Raw genomic sequence first — 17,954 nt, 5'->3', positions numbered from 1 at the left:
TCATCTGGCAAGTAATTACTTGCTAGTAAGCGCACCGAAACGCTTGTTGAATTTGTCAACACGGCCGCCAGAGCTAACTTGACGTTGTTTACCAGTGTAGAATGGGTGGCACTTGTCGCATACATCAAGGTTGATGTCTTTACCCATAGTAGAGTTAAATACGAAAGTGTTGCCACAAGAACAACGTGCGTTTACTGCTTTGTACTCAGGATGAATACCTTGTTTCATGGGATAACCTCAAAATAAAGGCCGTGTCGCTCTCCCGATCCAAAGCCGGGCACCACACGTCGTTAAAAAATAGCTTGTCACATTATGTGACAAATCAGGCGGCGTATAGTAATCAATCATCCCGCGGAGATCAATACAGATGCCGATTTTTCACGCGTAATTTCTTTGTACCACACCGCGTTCTTCACCTATCAGACTTAACAGCACTTATCGAGTATCACTTGGTCTGGTATTATTCAACACAAGCTCAATGACTGCAGTAAATTATGATCCCGAATATCGCTCGAGTCGCTCTCCCTATTCCCTTAGATAAAACCTTTGATTATTTAATCAAACCCAACGACCTACCTATTGTCGGCGGGCGTGTGCAGGTTCCTTTCGGGCGTCAACGTTTAATAGGTATCGTTACCGCACTGACAAATAGCTCTGAGTTTCCTATCGAACAACTAAAAGCTATTCAAAAAGTCATTGATAAAGCACCACTGTGGATGCCGCCATTATTTGATTTGCTCAAATGGGCTAGTCAGTATTATCAGTACCCACTTGGCGATACGCTGGCTAATGCAATGCCGGCATTATTGCGAAAAGGACGTGAAGCCTCACAAACCACCCTGAAATTTTGGGCATTAACAGAAGCGGGAAAATCACAACCGCTAAATGGCCTAACCCGCGCGCCCAAACAAGCCAAAATACTGCGTCTACTACAAAACGGAGCTGTCAGTCATGATGCACTATTGAGCGAAGAAGTGAGCTCTACGACCTTAAAAACGTTAGCGAATAAAGGCTGGATCATTGAACAACAGCAACAACCCAAAAGCCAAAACTGGCAGAAACAGTTTTCTGTTACTGAAGAAAAACCACGTTTAAATGAAGAACAAGCGTTAGCAATTGCGACCGTGAATAGTAACCCTGAGTTTGGCTGTTATCTTTTAGAAGGGGTAACGGGCTCAGGCAAAACAGAAGTATATCTTAACTTGCTAGAGCCGGTGCTTGCCGCAGGTAAACAAGCACTCATCTTAGTACCTGAGATTGGCTTAACCCCTCAGACGATTAACCGCTTTCGCCGTCGTTTTAATGTGCCTTTAGAAACGGTTCACTCAGGGCTAAACGACAGCGAGCGTATGGCTGCATGGCTTGCAGGTCGAGATAATCAAGCGGGGATCATCATCGGGACGCGATCTGCATTATTCACCCCCTTTGCAAACCTTGGCATCATCATTGTCGATGAAGAGCATGACGCATCTTATAAACAACAAGATAGCTTACGTTATCATGCTCGCGATCTTGCCGTTATGCGCGCCAATAAAGAAAACATTCCGATTATTTTAGGCTCTGCAACACCAGCATTAGAAACCTTGCATAACGCTAAAACAGGCAAATACCATCATTTAACCTTAACTAAACGTGCGGGTAACGCTCAATTGGCGCGTCATGGTGTGATTGATGTTAAAGGTTTATATCTTGATGCTGGGTTATCTGCACCACTTATCGCTGAGATGCGTAAACACTTAAATGCGGGTAATCAGGTGATGTTATTTCTTAATCGTCGTGGTTTTTCACCTGCGATGATGTGCCATGAATGTGGTTGGATCGCTGAATGCCATCGTTGTGATGCTTATTACACCTTACACCAGCAATCTGGAGAACTGCGTTGTCACCATTGTGCAACTCAGCGTCCTATCATGCCGCAATGTGAGCAATGTGGTTCGACGCAATTATTGCCCGTCGGTGTCGGTACAGAGCAATTAGAAAATCAACTCGCCACCCTATTTCCTGAATTTAAGACGGTGCGCATTGATCGCGATAGCACGCGTCGCAAGGGGGCTTTAGAAAACTATCTCGAAGCGATTAAAAACAATGAGTATCAAATTTTAATTGGTACTCAAATGCTAGCAAAAGGCCACCATTTTCCAAATGTCACTTTAGTCGCCTTAATTGATGTTGATAGCGCACTGTTTAGTAACGATTTCCGCGCATCCGAACGTTTAGCACAATTGTTTATTCAAGTTGCAGGACGCGCAGGACGTGCGAGTAAACCGGGCGAAGTGTTATTGCAAACTCATCACCCAGAGCATCAACTATTACAATCATTGCTTCATAAAGGCTATGGCGTTTTCTCACAAACCGCATTAGTTGAACGCCAGCAAGCTATGTTACCGCCCTATACTCACCTTGTCTTAATACGGGCGGAAGCGAATGACAGTGATACTGTTTGCCAACTATTACAGCAAATCCGTGGCATTTTTGAATCCAGCCCCGTTTATGATCAAGATTGCTGTGTATTAGGGCCAAACCCCGCTCCTCTTGCCCGTCGTGCTGGACGTTATCGTTGGCAATTAATTTTACAAACCCCTAATCGCAAAACCTTGCAACAGATACTCAGTGTTGCCAAGCCTGCAATTCAATTACTGCCGTTAGCAAAAAAAGTACGTTGGTCGATTGATGTAGAGCCACAAGATTTAACTTAAGACCAACAATGCGACAAAACTCACATAGTGAATGTAATTTATGCTATTTGAGGCATGTTTAATCCCGTGTATACGCTCTACAATATCAATAGTATTGACTAATATCAGTCATTTACTGCTTCGCTGGTTTCCGTCTCAGTCCTTTTGACCTCGAGCTACCAGCCGCACAATAAGAGAGATTTAGATAAAAGAGGAAAGCAATATGGCGACAATGAAGGATGTTGCCCAGCTAGCCGGAGTTTCGACTGCAACGGTTTCCCGTGCGCTAATGAACCCGGAAAAAGTATCGGCTTCAACTCGTAAAAAAGTTGAGCAGGCTGTCATGGAAGCTGGCTACTCACCTAACTCACTTGCCCGTAATTTACGTCGCAATGAGTCAAAAACGATCGTAACTATCGTCCCTGATATTTGTGATCCTTACTTCACAGAGATTATTCGTGGTATCGAAGAAGCTGCAATGGAGTACGGTTACCTTGTATTGCTGGGCGACAGTGGTCAACAGAAAAAGCGTGAAAACTCATTTGTTAATTTAGTCTTTACTAAACAAGCTGATGGTATGTTATTACTGGGTACAGACTTACCTTTTGATGTCAGTAAACCAGAACAGAAGAACCTACCCCCCTTAGTGATGGCTTGTGAGTACGCACCCGAGTTAGAGTTGCCGACCATCCATATTGATAATCTCACCGCGGCATTTGAAGCAGTTAATTATCTAACACAAATGGGTCATAAGCGTATTGCGCAAATTACCGGCCCCGACCAAGCGCCATTATCCCAGTTCCGAAATCAGGGCTATCAACAAGCACTGCGTCGTGGTGGGATTACATTAAACCCAGCCTATACGGTGAAGGGTGATTTTAGCTTTGCTGCTGGCGCACGCGCAGTTACCGCATTGTTGTCGTTACCTGAGCCACCAACCGCACTGTTCTGTCATTCTGATGTGATGGCGATTGGCGCAATGCAGCAGGCAAAACGTCTTGGTCTTCGTGTTCCTCAAGATATTTCGATTGTTGGCTTTGATGATATTCAATTTGCTGAATATTGTGATCCACCATTAACCACCGTTTCTCAACCACGCTATGAGATTGGTCGTCAAGCAATGTTGATGTTACTTGAACTACTTAAAGGCAAGGAAGTACAAGCAGGATCTCGCTTACTTGATGCGAAACTGGTGATCCGTGAAAGTGCAGCCCCACCATCTCGATAGTCATAAAAAGACTGTGAGCTTATGAAATAATCATAAGTTCACAGTTTTTACATACTATTGACCTTAACCCACACATTAATAGTGATAAAAACTAGTCAGTATCATTCCAACTTTGTAACATAGAGTTCTTTCCTTCTCTCAACATATTTGTCTATCATCGTGGCTACTAAAGATTATGTAAAACGCGGACGCTCGCCGAAACCGGCAAATAAAAAAAGCAGTCCGAGTCGAAAAAAAGCCCCCGCCTCTAGTGGATTTCCAATCAAGTGGGCGGTCACCGCTATTGTTTTAGTATTTGGACTTATTACTGGTTTATTCTTCTTATCTGGTACTGATGTTCCTGAAAAACCAGCACATAAAGATGAACCTTTAATTAGTGCAAAACCTCAACCCACTAATGAGGTAAAAAAAACCGCTAATAAAGAAGTTCTACCGCCAAAACCTGAAGAGAAATGGCGTTACATTCAAGAATTAGAAAATAAAAAAGTCATCGTGCCAGACGACTTGAAAAACCAACGTATGCAGCCAGTGGAAACAGAAACTGCAGCTAAAAAAACAGACACACCTAAACCGAAAGAGAACGCTCAAACTGCTAAGCCTGTGGTTACTGTAGACACAAAACCAAGTCCAGCCAAAAATCAGTCCGAGGCGACATCAAGTGTGCGCTTTGTATTGCAGTGTGGGGCTTACCGTAATAAATCACAAGCCGATGAACGTAAAGCAAAAATTGCATTCCAAGGCATGAATAGCCAACTTAAAATTAGCAGTGATGCAAAAGGAACCTGGTACCGTGTCGTATTAGGCCCTTACTCACAAAAAAGCAGTGCTGAAAAAGATAAAGCTAAACTACAAAATGGCGGTGTTTCACCGTGTGGTATTTGGCATTGGCAATAACTCTCCAAGGTTAGCCAAATAATCAGAAGGACGTACCTATGTACGTCCTTTTTTTATGTTAGATAAACGTAATAATAGCGACCAATTGACAGTTCATACTTGAAAAGCCTTTCTTTCATCCCCAGATCTTTTCACATTAACGTTACCGGCTATGCCGGAGCAGAACCAGAGAGGTTAACCCCGTGACAACTATTGTATCTGTACGTCGAAACGGTAAAGTCGTCATTGCTGGTGACGGCCAAGTATCACTTGGTAACACAGTAATGAAAGGCAACGCACGTAAAGTTCGCCGTCTATATAACAATAAAGTACTGGCAGGTTTTGCTGGCGGTACCGCTGATGCATTCACTCTATTTGAGCGTTTTGAGCGTAAGCTTGAGATGCACCAAGGCCACCTTCTAAAATCGGCCGTAGAACTTGCCAAAGATTGGCGTACTGATCGCGCTCTGCGTAAGCTTGAAGCCTTATTGGCCGTTGCCGATGAAACTGGCTCACTCATCATCACCGGTAATGGTGATGTTGTACAACCAGAGCACGACTTAATTGCGATTGGCTCTGGCGGTAATTTCGCCCAAGCCGCAGCCACAGCATTGCTAGAAAATACCGATTTAGGTGCGCGAGAAATTGCAGAGAAAGCCCTGAATATTGCTGGTGATATTTGTGTGTTCACTAACCACAATCACACCATTGAAGAATTAGAAACTAAGTAAGGAAGTTGTAATGTCTGAAATGACTCCTCGCGAAATCGTTCATGAACTTAATCGCCATATTATCGGTCAAGACAAAGCGAAACGAGCAGTTGCGATTGCACTACGTAACCGCTGGCGTCGTATGCAACTTCCTGAAGAGTTGCGTGTTGAAGTAACGCCAAAAAATATTTTAATGATCGGCCCAACTGGGGTGGGTAAAACCGAGATTGCACGCCGCTTAGCGAAACTAGCTAACGCGCCTTTCATTAAAGTAGAAGCAACAAAATTCACCGAGGTGGGTTATGTTGGTAAAGAAGTCGAAACAATCATTCGCGATCTAACTGATGTAGCAGTAAAAATGACACATCAACAGGCGACTGAGAAAGTCCGTTTCCGTGCTGAAGAATTAGCAGAAGAGCGTATTTTAGATGCCCTTCTACCACCAGCGCGTGATGCTTGGGGTCAAAATGAAGAAGCCCCTGCAGAGTCGTCGACTCGTCAATCTTTCCGTAAAAAATTACGTGAAGGCAAGCTTGACGATAAAGAAATTGAAATGGACATTGCAGCACCTCAGATGGGTGTAGAGATCATGGCGCCTCCTGGTATGGAAGAAATGACCAACCAGCTACAGGGCATGTTCCAAAACCTTGCTGGCAATACCACTAAAAAGCGCAAGATGAAAATCAAAGACGCGCTAAAAGCTGCAACCGAAGAAGAAGCGGCGAAGTTAGTCAACCAAGAAGAGCTTAAAGAACAAGCCATTCATTCGGTTGAAAACAATGGTATCGTGTTCATCGATGAAATCGATAAAATTTGTAAGCGTGGCGAGTCTTCCGGTCCTGATGTTTCTCGTGAAGGTGTGCAGCGCGACTTACTCCCATTAGTCGAAGGCAGCACAGTATCAACCAAACACGGTATGGTTAAAACAGACCACATCCTGTTTGTTGCATCAGGCGCTTTCCAAGTGGCTAAGCCATCAGATTTGATCCCTGAATTGCAAGGTCGTTTACCTATTCGCGTTGAGCTTGAAGCGCTAACAAGTCACGACTTTAAACGAATTCTGACGGAGCCAAATGCATCGCTAACAGAGCAATACAAAGCATTAATGGCAACAGAATCAGTTGAAATCGAATTCACGGCTGACGGTATCGACAGCCTAGCGGATGCGGCATGGCAAGTGAATGAGCGTACTGAGAATATCGGTGCTCGTCGTCTGCATACCGTTATGGAGCGTCTAATGGAAGAAATTTCCTATGATGCAAGCGAAAAGTCTGGTGAGAAATTCACGATTGATGCCGCATATGTTAGCGAGCGTCTTGGTGAATTCGTACAAGATGAAGATTTAAGCCGTTTTATCCTGTAATAACATTGCCTTTCAGAAATAACGGTGCCTTGCGCACCGTTTTTTTCATTTTAGCAACTATTAATGGGATAAATTTGCGCCAATCCAAATTTTCGCCATAATAGCTATTCCCTCATTATTTAAGTACCTAGATTATGAAATCATCTTCATCACTTGCTATTTGGTTAGATGCAGCAAGACCGAAAACCTTGCCACTAGCCATCGCATCAATTGTATGCGGTAGTGCAGTGGCAGGATGGCATGGAAGTTTTTCTGCTTTAATTGCAGCGCTCGCTTTATTAACCGCCCTTTTGCTGCAAATTCTTTCTAACCTTGCTAATGATTATGGTGACGCTGTCAAAGGCACCGATAATGATGATCGTTTAGGACCTCAACGTGCGATTCAATCAGGATTAGTAACCCCGAAAGCCATGCGTACTGCCATGTTTGTCAACATTATTCTGACAGCAATCAGTGGCTTATCATTGATATTTTTTGCCTGTCATAATCCCCATGACATCATTGGCTTTATACTACTCGGCGCGCTAGCTATTGTTGCTTCTATTGCCTATACCGTGGGTAATAAGCCCTACGGTTACCGTGGCTTAGGTGATTTATCAGTATTAATCTTTTTTGGCTGGTTGGGTGTTGCAGGCACTTACTACCTACAAGCTGGCAACATTGATTCAGTGATAATGTTACCGGCAACGGCCTGTGGTTTGCTCGCAGTGGGCGTTCTTAATATTAATAACCTACGTGATATTGATAACGACCGAGCTTATGGTAAGCAAACTTTGGTCGTACGAATGGGACCTGAATGGGGTCGTAAATACCACCTCTTCTTATTAGCAGCCAGTGTTGTATGTTTAACGCTTTTTTCTCTATTTGAAACAAAATCGCTATTCGGATGGCTATTTTTATTGAGTGTGCCACTACTATTTAAACATGGTCGTGCTGTTTATCATTCTAAAAATGGTGAAGAACTCCGCCCAATGATGGCAACCATGGTCAAATGTGCTTTACTGACGAATTTATTGTTTGCTCTTGGGATCATCTTGTCATAATTGCGAATTGCAATGACAGATCAACTGGTTATAATTTCAACAAGGCTTACGATGAGTATCTCCTCGTTATAAGCCTTATTGATTTCCTTTCTTTTCTTTCGCTAAATAAGAAGTCCACTTATGGAATACAATACCTCTGAACTGTGTGATATCTATCTCGAACACGTTGATGTTGTTGAGCCTATGTTCAGCTCTTACGGTGGACGCAGCTCTTTTGGCGGTCAAATAACCACCATAAAATGTTTTGAAGATAACGGTGTTATTCGCCAAGTCTTAGAACAATCAGGCGTAGGGCGAGTGTTATTAATTGACGGTGGTGGTTCACTACGACGTGCATTAATTGATATCGATTTAGCTCATTTAGCGCAAGAAAATCAATGGGAAGGGCTGATTATTTATGGCTGTGTTCGCCATGTTGATGAGCTAGATGAATTAGATCTTGGTATTCAGGCGCTTGCCTCAATCCCAGTGGGCGCTGATCAACGTGATATCGGTGAGGTTGACGTTGCAGTCAATTTTGGTGGGGTGACCTTCTTACCAGAAGATCATATCTATGCTGATAACACTGGGGTTATTTTATCACCTGAGCCTCTTGATATCGATTAGACATACTGCGAGCAATCAATAAAATTACGGCCCGGTATGCTGTCGTTCCTGAAAACAACATACCAAGCCGAAAACCGAAACAGATAAACTGAAATCAGTATTATTCTACGTGTTCCATTTTGCCTAGTAGGTTGCGTACGCGCTCCTGCCATGCATTATGATCTTGACGTAGTTTTTCATTTTCTTCATTTAGACTTTCACGACCAGAGCGTAGTTCTTGCGCTTCCATCGAAAGTTGAGAGTTTTGCTCTTTTAATTCATCAATTTCCATTTGTAGAATAGAAATTGTATCAATTGCCATCTGAACTTTGGCTTCTAGTTGTTCTAACATTTCTAGAGACATATTGTTTACCTGATCTTAGCCCGTATGTTGGCTTAGTCATTAAGCCAATCACCTACGCGCGAGTTAAATTCACATTCACCTCTATTCTAACGAGGCAGCGACTATCTGACATCCACAATTCTAATGCTTTTGGGCAAACGGATGAAAATCACACAAGTCTGATATAATTTTTGCAAAGTGGATAAAATATTCGCCCACTGAGACAACCAAATACAGCGCGAAGTTCATTTTTAATCGAATCTCAGCTTTATTTGCTCTCTTCCCTGTCAAAAAAACATCAACGAATAAGCTTAACTGTCACCTAACTTACGCTTTCTTATTTATATCCTAATTTGTACACAGTGTTTAGACCCAATACCACCAATATTGCTTTTTTGTCACGATTCATTCATTGATATTCTGTCACTAAAAATAACGCTAATCATTAGCATGACCACATGCAGGATATAATAGTGGCTTGTCATCAAAACCAGAATTTATACACAGCGATTAATACGGGTTATGAACATTGCAATACTGCCCTTTATTTTGCGCAATCGTTTCACCATCCCTTATGTTAAAATCGACTCAGTTTATTTATCTAATCGATTTTATATATCTGGAGTTATCATGAAACGCGATTTAGCAATGGCATTCTCACGGGTTACAGAAGGGGCGGCACTAGCAGGCCATAAATGGCTTGGTCGTGGCGATAAAAATGCTGCTGATAATGCTGCGGTAGAAGTGATGCGTATTCTACTTAATCAAACTGAAATCAATGGCGAAATCGTAATTGGTGAAGGCGAAATTGATGAAGCGCCAATGCTCTACATCGGTGAAAAGGTGGGTTGCGGTGGCGATGCTGTTGATATTGCAGTCGATCCCATTGAAGGAACACGCATGACAGCGATGGGACAAAATAATGCCCTCGCTGTATTAGCCGCGGGTGAAAAAGGAAGCTTTCTAAAGGCGCCTGATATGTACATGGAAAAACTGGTGGTTGGCCCTGCAGCAAAAGGCGTGATTGATCTTGAGAAGCCACTTGTTGATAACTTGACGGCTATTGCTAATGCTCTGGGTAAATCATTGCAAGATTTAGTGGTGATCACCCTTGCCAAGCCTCGCCACGATGAAACGATTAAGCAAATGCAAGCAATCGGTATTCGTGTCTTTGCCGTGCCTGATGGCGATGTGGCGGCGTCTATTCTAACTTGCATGCCAGATAGTGAAGTCGACGTGATGTACTGTATCGGTGGTGCGCCAGAAGGTGTTGTTTCCGCCGCCGCGATCCGTGCATTAGGCGGTGACATGCAGGCGCGTTTACTTCCTCGTCATGAGGTCAAAGGGGATACCGTAGAAAACCGCGAACTCGGTGAAATTGAAATTCGTCGTTGCCACGAAATGGGTATTAAAACCAACACATTATTGCGTATTGAAGATATGGCAAAAAGCGATAACGTGATTTTTGCAGGAACAGGTATAACCAAAGGTGACTTACTAGAAGGCATTCATCGTCAAGGTAATATAGCGACAACGGAAACCTTATTGATCCGTGGTCAATGCCGTACTATTCGTCGTATTAAGTCGACCCATTACCTTGATCGTAAAGATGACATTGTAAAATCGCACATCATCTAATTACGATATTCACATGTAATAAAGCGTACTTCGGTACGCTTTTTTTCCCACCTCTCACTCCTAAGAAGCAAAATCAACGCAACCCGTTAGAATGGTAAAGAGATTGCTTTATTTAATGAGCTGATCCCATAATACCTAGAGAAATGAATATATAGGTAGCTATGAAAACCATCGAGAAAATCCTCTATCACTTAAAAAATGAAGGTCCTGTCACGGCAAAAGTATTGGCTGAAAAGTTCTCCGTTACTACCATGGGAATTCGTCAGCACTTACAAAGCTTAGAAGATGAAGGGCTGGTTGATTTTAACGATGTCAAAGTCAAAGTCGGACGTCCTACCCGTCATTGGCAATTAACAGAGCAAGGACATCGTCGTTTTACTGATCGTCATCATGATTTAGCCGTACACATGTTAGAGTCAGTTGAAGATCTGTTCGGAACATCAGGGCTTGAGCAAGTTATCGCAAAACGCGAACAGCAGACTTACGAACAGTATCAACAAACATTACAAACGTGCGAAACACTCAAAGAAAAGCTCGAACACCTCGCTCAATTACGTACACAAGATGGGTATATGGCAGAGCTTATAACAACGCACGATGGGTATACCTTAGTTGAAAATCACTGCCCTATTTGTCGAGCAGCACAACATTGTCCTGCGCTATGTCTCTCGGAACTTACGGTATTTAAACGCCTTCTTGGAGAAAACATCCGTATTGAACGTGAAGAACATATCATTTCAGGTCAAAGGCGCTGCACTTATCGAATAACATCATAGAATTAGGAGGCCATAATGGCTGATTGGATTCCTGCTCAAGTTATTGCAAACCGCCACTGGAATAATAATTTATTCAGTTTGTCATTAGCGGCAAACATCGAGCCTTTTAAAGCAGGGCAATTTACCAAGCTCGGCTTAGAGATTGATGGCCAAATGGTTCAACGCGCCTATTCTTTTGTTAACCCTCCCCAGCAGCCAACCATCGATATTTACGCCACAAGGGTTCAAGACGGGTTATTGTCACCACGACTCCACCAATTAGAAGAAGGCGATACAGTCTTGATCTCTGCACGCGCCAATGGCTTTTTTACTCTTGATGAGGTTCCACAAGGCGATCACCTTTGGCTACTTGCAACAGGAACGGCTATCGGTCCTTACCTGTCTATTTTGCAGCAAGGCGATGTCTGGCATCGGTTTAGAAAAATCGTCTTAGTTCATGCGGTTCGTTTTGCCGCAGATTTAAGTTATCAAGCAGAAATCACACAATTAAAGCAGCAATATGGCGATCAACTTATCGTCCAGCCTTTTGTCAGCCGAGAACCGTCTCCTCTTTGCCTGACAGGAAGGATCACTCAAGCCCTTGCAGATGGACAACTAGAGCGCCATGTCGGGCTAACATTACATCCAGAGCAAAGCCAAATTATGTTGTGTGGTAACCCTGAAATGGTAAAAGAGACTAAAAGTGTGCTAGAAGCGCGAGGATTTGCTAAAAATTTACGTCGAAAACCGGGACAGATAACTATGGAGCATTACTGGTAGTTATTAACACCCGCTTAGTTGTATCAAATAGGAGATATATGCATAAAGTTGTCACTTTATCTCCTACTAATCTCACCTCTAAGACGCCATACCCGTTATCTTTTCATATACTAAAGGTAGTTGTACGGATGGAGTTGACGATGGATACGCTACCCAATTTTGATGATATGGCAAAAATGGCAAAAGAAGATCCAGAACAATTCGAACAACTACGTCAACAATTAATAGAAGACGCAATAAACCAAGCACATGACAGCATGCAACCACGCCTAAAAGCACAACAAAGTCATATCGATCTGATTATTAGTCGTGGAAAAAACCCACTTCACACCACCATGTTGTTACGAAATGAGTTACAGCGCCAATTAGTTCGCTTTGCCGAAACCCTCCAACACCCCTATAACCAAGAAAATGCTGAGATCACGCCGATTTCATCTCATCCCAAACAATCCGAAAACACAGAGAAAAACTCTTTCTAACGCAGTTTCCTGCAAGAAATTAACTATATTTTGAAATATTTTGAAATTATGAGTTCACTTTTTACCTTGAAAAAGGTACAACCGAGCTCATTAATGATTTTGGACAGTAAAAATGAACCATTCTTGGTATATTTTTACTACATCAAGTTAAGTTAATTACATCATTTAAATTTGGAGAAAAGCTATGCGCCATCCTGTGGTTATGGGTAACTGGAAGCTAAACGGTAGCAAGGAAATGGTCTCTGGCCTTATCAAAGGTCTTGATGCAGCACTTAACGGTGTTGAAGGTGTTGATGTAGCCATCGCTCCACCAGTAATGTACTTGGATCTAGCTGAGCAGCTACTAAGCAAAGCAAACAGCAAAATCATCCTTGGTTCTCAAAACGTTGATCTACACAACAACGGCGCATTCACAGGTGATATCTCTCCTGCAATGCTTAAAGAATTCGGTGCTAGCCATATCATCATCGGTCACTCTGAGCGTCGTGAATACCACAACGAATCAGATGAGTTTGTTGCTCAAAAATTCGCATTCCTAAAAGAAAATGGCCTAACGCCAGTTCTTTGTATTGGTGAGTCAGAAGCACAAAACGAAGCTGGCGAAACAGTAGCTGTATGTGCACGTCAACTTGACGCTGTTATCAACACTCAAGGTGTTGAAGCACTGAACGGCGCAATCATCGCTTACGAACCAATCTGGGCTATCGGTACAGGTAAAGCAGCAACTGCTGACGATGCACAACGCATCCACGCTGCTATCCGTGCTCACATCGCTGAGAAGAGTGAAGAAGTCGCTAAGAACGTTGTTATCCAATACGGCGGTTCTGTTAAGCCAGAAAACGCAGCTGCATACTTCGCACAACCAGACATCGACGGTGCTCTAGTTGGTGGCGCAGCACTTGATGCTGAAAGCTTCGCAGCTATCGCTAAAGCAGCAGCTGAAGCGAAAAACTAATCATTCTTTTTGATTAGCCTAAGAGGTCACCTACGGGTGGCCTTTTTGTTTTTACCGCCAAAAAAACTGCTCTTTACCGATTTCAAGGTAATAAAAAAGGCCGATAATAATCGACCTTCTTTCTCTCTTACCGCTCGATAAATCTCTTAGAATAACTTCTCAGCTAACTCATAAAGATCGTTACGAACAGGACGACGCATATTTTCAATTGCATCGATGATATCGTGGTGAACAAGTTGCTCACACTGAATACCTACACAACGACCACCTTCTCCTTTTTGAAGAAGATCAACTGCGTATGCGCCCATACGAGAAGCAAGTACACGGTCAAACGCTGTTGGTTGACCACCACGCTGAATGTGACCCAATACTGTTGCGCGAGTTTCACGACCTGTTTCTGCTTCAATGAACTTAGCCAGTTCATTAACATCAGTCATTAGCTCTGTGATAGCAATAATTGCGTGTTTTTTACCTTTAGCAATACCTTCACGGATATGCGTTAGTAATTTTTCTTTATCTAGACCAGTTTCAGGTGTGATGATGTACTCACAACCACCAGCAATCGCAGACATTAGGGTTAAGTCACCACAATGACGACCCATCACTTCTACAATAGAGATACGTTGGTGTGAAGAGGATGTATCACGTAAACGGTCAATTGCATCGATAACCGTATTCATTGCTGTCATGTAACCGATAGTGTAATCAGTACCTGCAACGTCATTATCGATAGTGCCAGGAAGACCGATACATGGGTAACCCATCTCAGTTAACTTCTTCGCGCCCATGTATGAACCGTCACCACCAATAACTACTAATGCATCAATGCCATGCAGTTTTAGGTTCTCAATCGCTTTTTCACGCACTTCCACTTCTCGGAATTCAGGAAAACGCGCAGAGCCTAGGAATGTACCGCCTTTGTTGATCACATCAGATACACTTTTACGATCTAGCTTTTCGATACAGTTGTTATAAAGACCTTGGTAGCCATCATAAATACCGTACACTTCTAGACCTTCAGTTAACGCTGCTCGAACTACGCCGCGAACTGCTGCATTCATACCAGGTGCGTCACCACCACTGGTCAAAACACCAATCTTCTTAATCATGGTTACCCTCTGACTTTGGGAATTGAAAATCAAATCCGACACGATTATACCGAGGTTCCCCTGCTCGATATCACAGCAACACCCGTGCTGTGCGTGTAAAAACTGAAACTTTTCTACTTACGTAGGAGTATTACAAGTTTGCAAAAATATTTAGTTGATTCATATCACGCAAGGTCGGGATTCAATCAAGCTTCTTTTTACACAAAAATTAACCTTATCTCTTTCGTTTTAAGCTGACGTTGCTACATAATCAGCCCGATTTTTCGTGTACTTGATGATCCATATGCCTATGGTGTGTTCAATATCACGCAGTATAGCCGTTTTATGATGACAATTAATAACAAAACCTACGAGAAAATACGATCATCGAGGTGATTTTTTTATGAGGGCTCTAACTCCTGAGTAAAAAATCAAAAAAAAGCCACAACAGAAGTTATGGCTTTCTTTTTTTGTCTTTATTACCCAAACACTCAGTGTGTTTTTTTCTCAAGTTTCATAAATCGCTTTTCGGCATGCTGTTGCTTTAATTCCACATATTTTGCTTTTTGCTCTGGGGTCAAAATATTCAACATTTGATGGCGCTGTTTTAATCGCTCAACACGGTGCTCGGCTTGTTTCTCTGACATACGATCGACCAATTGACGTACCGCTTGCTCATCAAAATTATCTGCCAGTACTAATTTATCGAGTGCTTTGTGATCTGTTTGCATTTCAGTGCGATTAGCCTGTCGCTCCGCTTTCATCGCTTCACGATCTTTCTCTCGTAAGGTTTTCATTTCGGCTTTTTGTGTATCAGTCAACTCTAGCTGTTTAAACAGGCCACGCTCACCATGATGCCCTTTCATACCATGTGAGTTCGGAGCTGCCATTACTGACATCGAACCTAATACCATTGGTACTGCAATCGCCATCATCATTGTTTTTTTGAACATTTTCATGCTTGTATCTCCAACTATTTGGGTGCGGCAACCTGTGCCATTGTGCTTGGTAATCATAATAACGGATCACAAGTAAAGCGTTGTCGAGTAAACGTAAAGCTACGTAAATCAATGATAACGAAACTTGGCGTTCACGCTGACATTAGCGATACTAGGCTCAAGACTTCATCACTCTCTTTATCTTTGCATAGGTTTGACCATGGCGAAAATTTTACTTGTCGATGACGACATTGAGCTCACAGCATTATTAAAAGATATTCTAGAGCTAGAAGGCTTTGATGTGATTGAAGCCAATAATGGCCAGCAAGGATTAGAAAAGGTAGATAGCAGTATCGATCTGATTTTACTTGATGTCATGATGCCAGTAATGAACGGCACTGAAATGCTACGTCGCTTACGAGAGTCCCATTCAACACCTGTGATGATGTTAACCGCTAAAGGTGATGAAATTGATCGTGTGCTTGGTCTTGAACTCGGCGCTGATGATTACCTGCCTAAACCTTTTAGCGACCGAGAGTTGTTAGCGCGTATACGCGCAGTATTGCGCCGTACTCAAACCACGAATGAAAAAACCACTGAAAAATCAGACCTACTCACCTATCAAGACATTACGATTTATCCCGGACGACAAGAGGTGCTTTGTCAGGAAATTCCAATCGAAATGACGGGCACAGAGCTCGCTTTATTAAGCTATTTTATTCAACGCCCAGGTCAGATTATTGCCAAAGAATCCTTAAGCCTAGATGTACTCGGTAAACGTTTAGCTCGTTTTGATCGCGCCATTGATATGCATGTATCCAATATTCGTAAAAAGTTGCCAGAGCGCTTAGATGGTAAGCCAAGGATTAAAACCTTACGCGGTAAAGGTTACTTATTAGTTGAGGAAGCATAATGAAATTTCCGGGGCTCACTAGCCTTTATGGCCGTATTTTTGCCATTTTCTGGTTTACCCTTTTTGTTGTCGTCGTGACAATCGTTTTATTATTTCAACTCGATCCTCGAACAGGGCAAGCGATCCCAGAGCCTCACCTTAAACGCCTAGAATATACCGCAGAAAATATTAACCAAAAGCTCAACACCCCACGAAACGAAACCGTTAAAAGATTGCAGCTAGAACAAAAACTCAAACGCTTAACAAAACGTAAAAATAATCATGATATCCAGATTTATTTTACGACTCTTGATGGCGACATTATCTCACCACAAAAACACACTAAAGCATTGCGTAACTTTATTACTATTGCTGATAACCCAAGTGCCCCTAAGCAACGTTTATATGGTCGCTGGATGATGGCTGGCCCCTTTACGATCAATACACCGAAGGGTGATATTTATATGTATAGCGGCCAAGTATGGCGTGGCCCTTCCCCTTTTATCATTCAAATTTTGGATAAGCCATTTAAGCTCCTACTCGTGACAATGCTAGTCAGCACACCCTTTTTACTCTGGCTCGCTTGGGCAGTCACACGCCCAGCAAGACGTTTACAACAAGCCGCAGAGCGTGTCGCACAAGGTGAGTTTACCGCCGATCCAAATTTAGAAACCGGACCACGAGAATTTAAACAAGCTGGCGCAAGCTTTAACCAAATGGTAGGGGCATTAAATACCATGATCAGTGGACAGCAACGTTTACTGTCAGATATTTCGCATGAGTTACGCTCACCACTCACTCGTTTACGGATGGCTACCGCATTAGCTCAACGCAAACAAGGGGAAAGCCGTGAGCTAACCCGCGTTGATACTGAGGCTGAACGATTAGAAACCATGATTGGCGAATTACTTGAATTATCTAGAATGCAAGTCGATAGCCATCAACAAAATGAAAGGCTTGATAGCCAAACACTATGGTATGAGATGCTTGAAGATGCTCGCTTTGAAGCTGAACAATGCCATAAAACTTTACGTTATAACGCGCTGCAAGATTGGCCGATTAATGGCAATCCTAACCTATTGATCAGCGCACTAGAGAACGTAATACGTAACGCGATTAAATACGGCAATGACGTCATTGAAATACAGTTTACGGTTCAACAGTACCTGCTCACCATCACGATTGATGACAATGGTGACGGTGTGCCTGAGGCGGAATTAGATGATATCTTCCGGCCCTTTTACCGCGTCTCCACCGCACGAGATCGTGACAGCGGAGGCACTGGGCTTGGTTTAGCTATTACAGAAAGTGCGATTCGACAACATAGAGGAACAATTAAAGCGAATAATAGCTCCCTTGGCGGATTGAATATTACTATTACTCTGCCTCTGGCCTGTTAACACCATTAAAGAGATACTCTTGATAAACCAGCGACACTTTTGAGCCGAAAACGTTGCATGTCATTAAAGTAACGAGGCTTTCATACTCTATCTCCATTGGCATGACCATATTGATCATTGATTGACTTAAAATCGTCCAGATCAATATACAAAGCTAAAAACAGACACACTCTTAGTGGAAATAATCTTTATGCTCAGGCCATTTGCTT

At 42.7% G+C, this 17,954-nt stretch carries 19 protein-coding genes; 14 read left to right on the top strand and 5 right to left on the bottom strand.

The features are described from left to right. Window positions 1-15: 15 nt before the first annotated feature. On the bottom strand, window positions 16-228 hold the full coding sequence (gene rpmE, locus C9J40_RS12725; RefSeq protein WP_105061118.1) for a 50S ribosomal protein L31: 213 nt from the start codon (window positions 226-228) through the stop codon (window positions 16-18). Window positions 229-494: 266 nt separating this feature from the next. Between rpmE and priA the strand changes: the two genes are divergently transcribed. From priA to rraA, 7 genes are all read left to right on the top strand, one after another. Then, window positions 495-2,696, top strand: a complete 2,202-nt coding sequence (gene priA / locus C9J40_RS12720; protein ID WP_107247093.1) for a primosomal protein N' — start codon at window positions 495-497, stop codon at window positions 2,694-2,696. Between the two features lie 184 nt (window positions 2,697-2,880). Continuing rightward, window positions 2,881-3,903: a DNA-binding transcriptional regulator CytR gene (gene cytR, locus C9J40_RS12715; protein WP_289844205.1), complete on the top strand. Its 1,023-nt coding sequence runs from the start codon at window positions 2,881-2,883 to the stop codon at window positions 3,901-3,903. Between the two features lie 159 nt (window positions 3,904-4,062). Further along, window positions 4,063-4,797, top strand: a complete 735-nt coding sequence (locus C9J40_RS12710) for an SPOR domain-containing protein (protein WP_107247091.1) — start codon at window positions 4,063-4,065, stop codon at window positions 4,795-4,797. 182 nt (window positions 4,798-4,979) lie between these two features. Next, the gene (gene hslV / locus C9J40_RS12705) at window positions 4,980-5,507 is read left to right on the top strand and encodes an ATP-dependent protease subunit HslV (RefSeq protein ID WP_005371875.1); all 528 of its coding nucleotides are present in this window, start codon (window positions 4,980-4,982) and stop codon (window positions 5,505-5,507) included. Between the two features lie 10 nt (window positions 5,508-5,517). Then, complete coding sequence (gene hslU / locus C9J40_RS12700; RefSeq protein WP_107207479.1) at window positions 5,518-6,849, top strand: HslU--HslV peptidase ATPase subunit; 1,332 nt, start codon at window positions 5,518-5,520, stop codon at window positions 6,847-6,849. Between the two features lie 134 nt (window positions 6,850-6,983). Further along, window positions 6,984-7,892 (top strand): 1,4-dihydroxy-2-naphthoate polyprenyltransferase, encoded by a 909-nt coding sequence (locus tag C9J40_RS12695; RefSeq protein WP_107207478.1) that lies wholly within the window; start codon window positions 6,984-6,986, stop codon window positions 7,890-7,892. 120 nt (window positions 7,893-8,012) lie between these two features. Continuing rightward, window positions 8,013-8,498, top strand: a complete 486-nt coding sequence (gene rraA, locus C9J40_RS12690; RefSeq protein ID WP_107207477.1) for a ribonuclease E activity regulator RraA — start codon at window positions 8,013-8,015, stop codon at window positions 8,496-8,498. Between the two features lie 100 nt (window positions 8,499-8,598). Here the strand turns inward: rraA and zapB are convergent, their stop codons facing one another. After that, complete coding sequence (gene zapB / locus C9J40_RS12685) at window positions 8,599-8,841, bottom strand: cell division protein ZapB (protein WP_107207476.1); 243 nt, start codon at window positions 8,839-8,841, stop codon at window positions 8,599-8,601. Between the two features lie 609 nt (window positions 8,842-9,450). On the opposite strand from zapB, the gene glpX reads away from it, so the two are divergent. From glpX to tpiA, 5 genes are all read left to right on the top strand, one after another. After that, on the top strand, window positions 9,451-10,458 hold the full coding sequence (gene glpX, locus C9J40_RS12680; RefSeq protein ID WP_107247089.1) for a class II fructose-bisphosphatase: 1,008 nt from the start codon (window positions 9,451-9,453) through the stop codon (window positions 10,456-10,458). A 161-nt stretch (window positions 10,459-10,619) separates the two neighbouring features. Then, entirely contained in the window at window positions 10,620-11,234 is a 615-nt protein-coding gene (locus C9J40_RS12675) for a metalloregulator ArsR/SmtB family transcription factor (RefSeq protein WP_107207474.1), read from the top strand. 15 nt (window positions 11,235-11,249) lie between these two features. Next, entirely contained in the window at window positions 11,250-11,993 is a 744-nt protein-coding gene (locus tag C9J40_RS12670; protein WP_107247088.1) for a ferredoxin--NADP reductase, read from the top strand. 38 nt (window positions 11,994-12,031) lie between these two features. Beyond that, window positions 12,032-12,472 carry a DUF3135 domain-containing protein gene (locus C9J40_RS12665; protein ID WP_233217672.1) on the top strand — a complete coding sequence of 147 codons (441 nt, stop codon included), beginning with the start codon at window positions 12,032-12,034 and terminating at the stop codon, window positions 12,470-12,472. Between the two features lie 184 nt (window positions 12,473-12,656). Further along, complete coding sequence (tpiA, locus tag C9J40_RS12660) at window positions 12,657-13,427, top strand: triose-phosphate isomerase (RefSeq protein ID WP_105061127.1); 771 nt, start codon at window positions 12,657-12,659, stop codon at window positions 13,425-13,427. Between the two features lie 146 nt (window positions 13,428-13,573). Here tpiA and pfkA read toward each other — a convergent pair whose 3' ends face one another. Together pfkA and C9J40_RS12650 are read right to left on the bottom strand one after the other, a co-directional pair. Further along, a complete protein-coding gene (gene pfkA, locus C9J40_RS12655; RefSeq protein ID WP_107247086.1) occupies window positions 13,574-14,536 on the bottom strand; it encodes a 6-phosphofructokinase in 963 nt (320 codons plus the stop codon). A gap of 470 nt (window positions 14,537-15,006) precedes the next feature. After that, window positions 15,007-15,474: a Spy/CpxP family protein refolding chaperone gene (locus C9J40_RS12650; RefSeq protein ID WP_105061129.1), complete on the bottom strand. Its 468-nt coding sequence runs from the start codon at window positions 15,472-15,474 to the stop codon at window positions 15,007-15,009. 199 nt (window positions 15,475-15,673) lie between these two features. On the opposite strand from C9J40_RS12650, the gene C9J40_RS12645 reads away from it, so the two are divergent. Then, the gene (locus C9J40_RS12645) at window positions 15,674-16,366 is read left to right on the top strand and encodes a response regulator (protein ID WP_107247084.1); all 693 of its coding nucleotides are present in this window, start codon (window positions 15,674-15,676) and stop codon (window positions 16,364-16,366) included. After that, entirely contained in the window at window positions 16,366-17,745 is a 1,380-nt protein-coding gene (cpxA, locus tag C9J40_RS12640) for an envelope stress sensor histidine kinase CpxA (protein ID WP_107247083.1), read from the top strand. Before C9J40_RS12645 ends, cpxA begins: the two co-directional genes overlap by 1 nt. Before the next feature lie 80 nt (window positions 17,746-17,825). On the opposite strand, the gene C9J40_RS22390 is transcribed toward cpxA, so the two are convergent. Next, window positions 17,826-17,915, bottom strand: coding sequence for a diguanylate cyclase domain-containing protein (locus C9J40_RS22390; RefSeq protein ID WP_107247081.1), 90 nt, complete (start codon window positions 17,913-17,915; stop codon window positions 17,826-17,828). Window positions 17,916-17,954 lie beyond the last annotated feature (39 nt).

The sequence above is a fragment of the Photobacterium sp. GB-72 genome (assembly GCF_003026095.1).
GTDB lineage: Bacteria > Pseudomonadota > Gammaproteobacteria > Enterobacterales > Vibrionaceae > Photobacterium.
The sequence above is the reverse complement of the archived record's forward strand: the minus strand, read 5'-3'. Positions and strand labels throughout refer to the sequence as shown.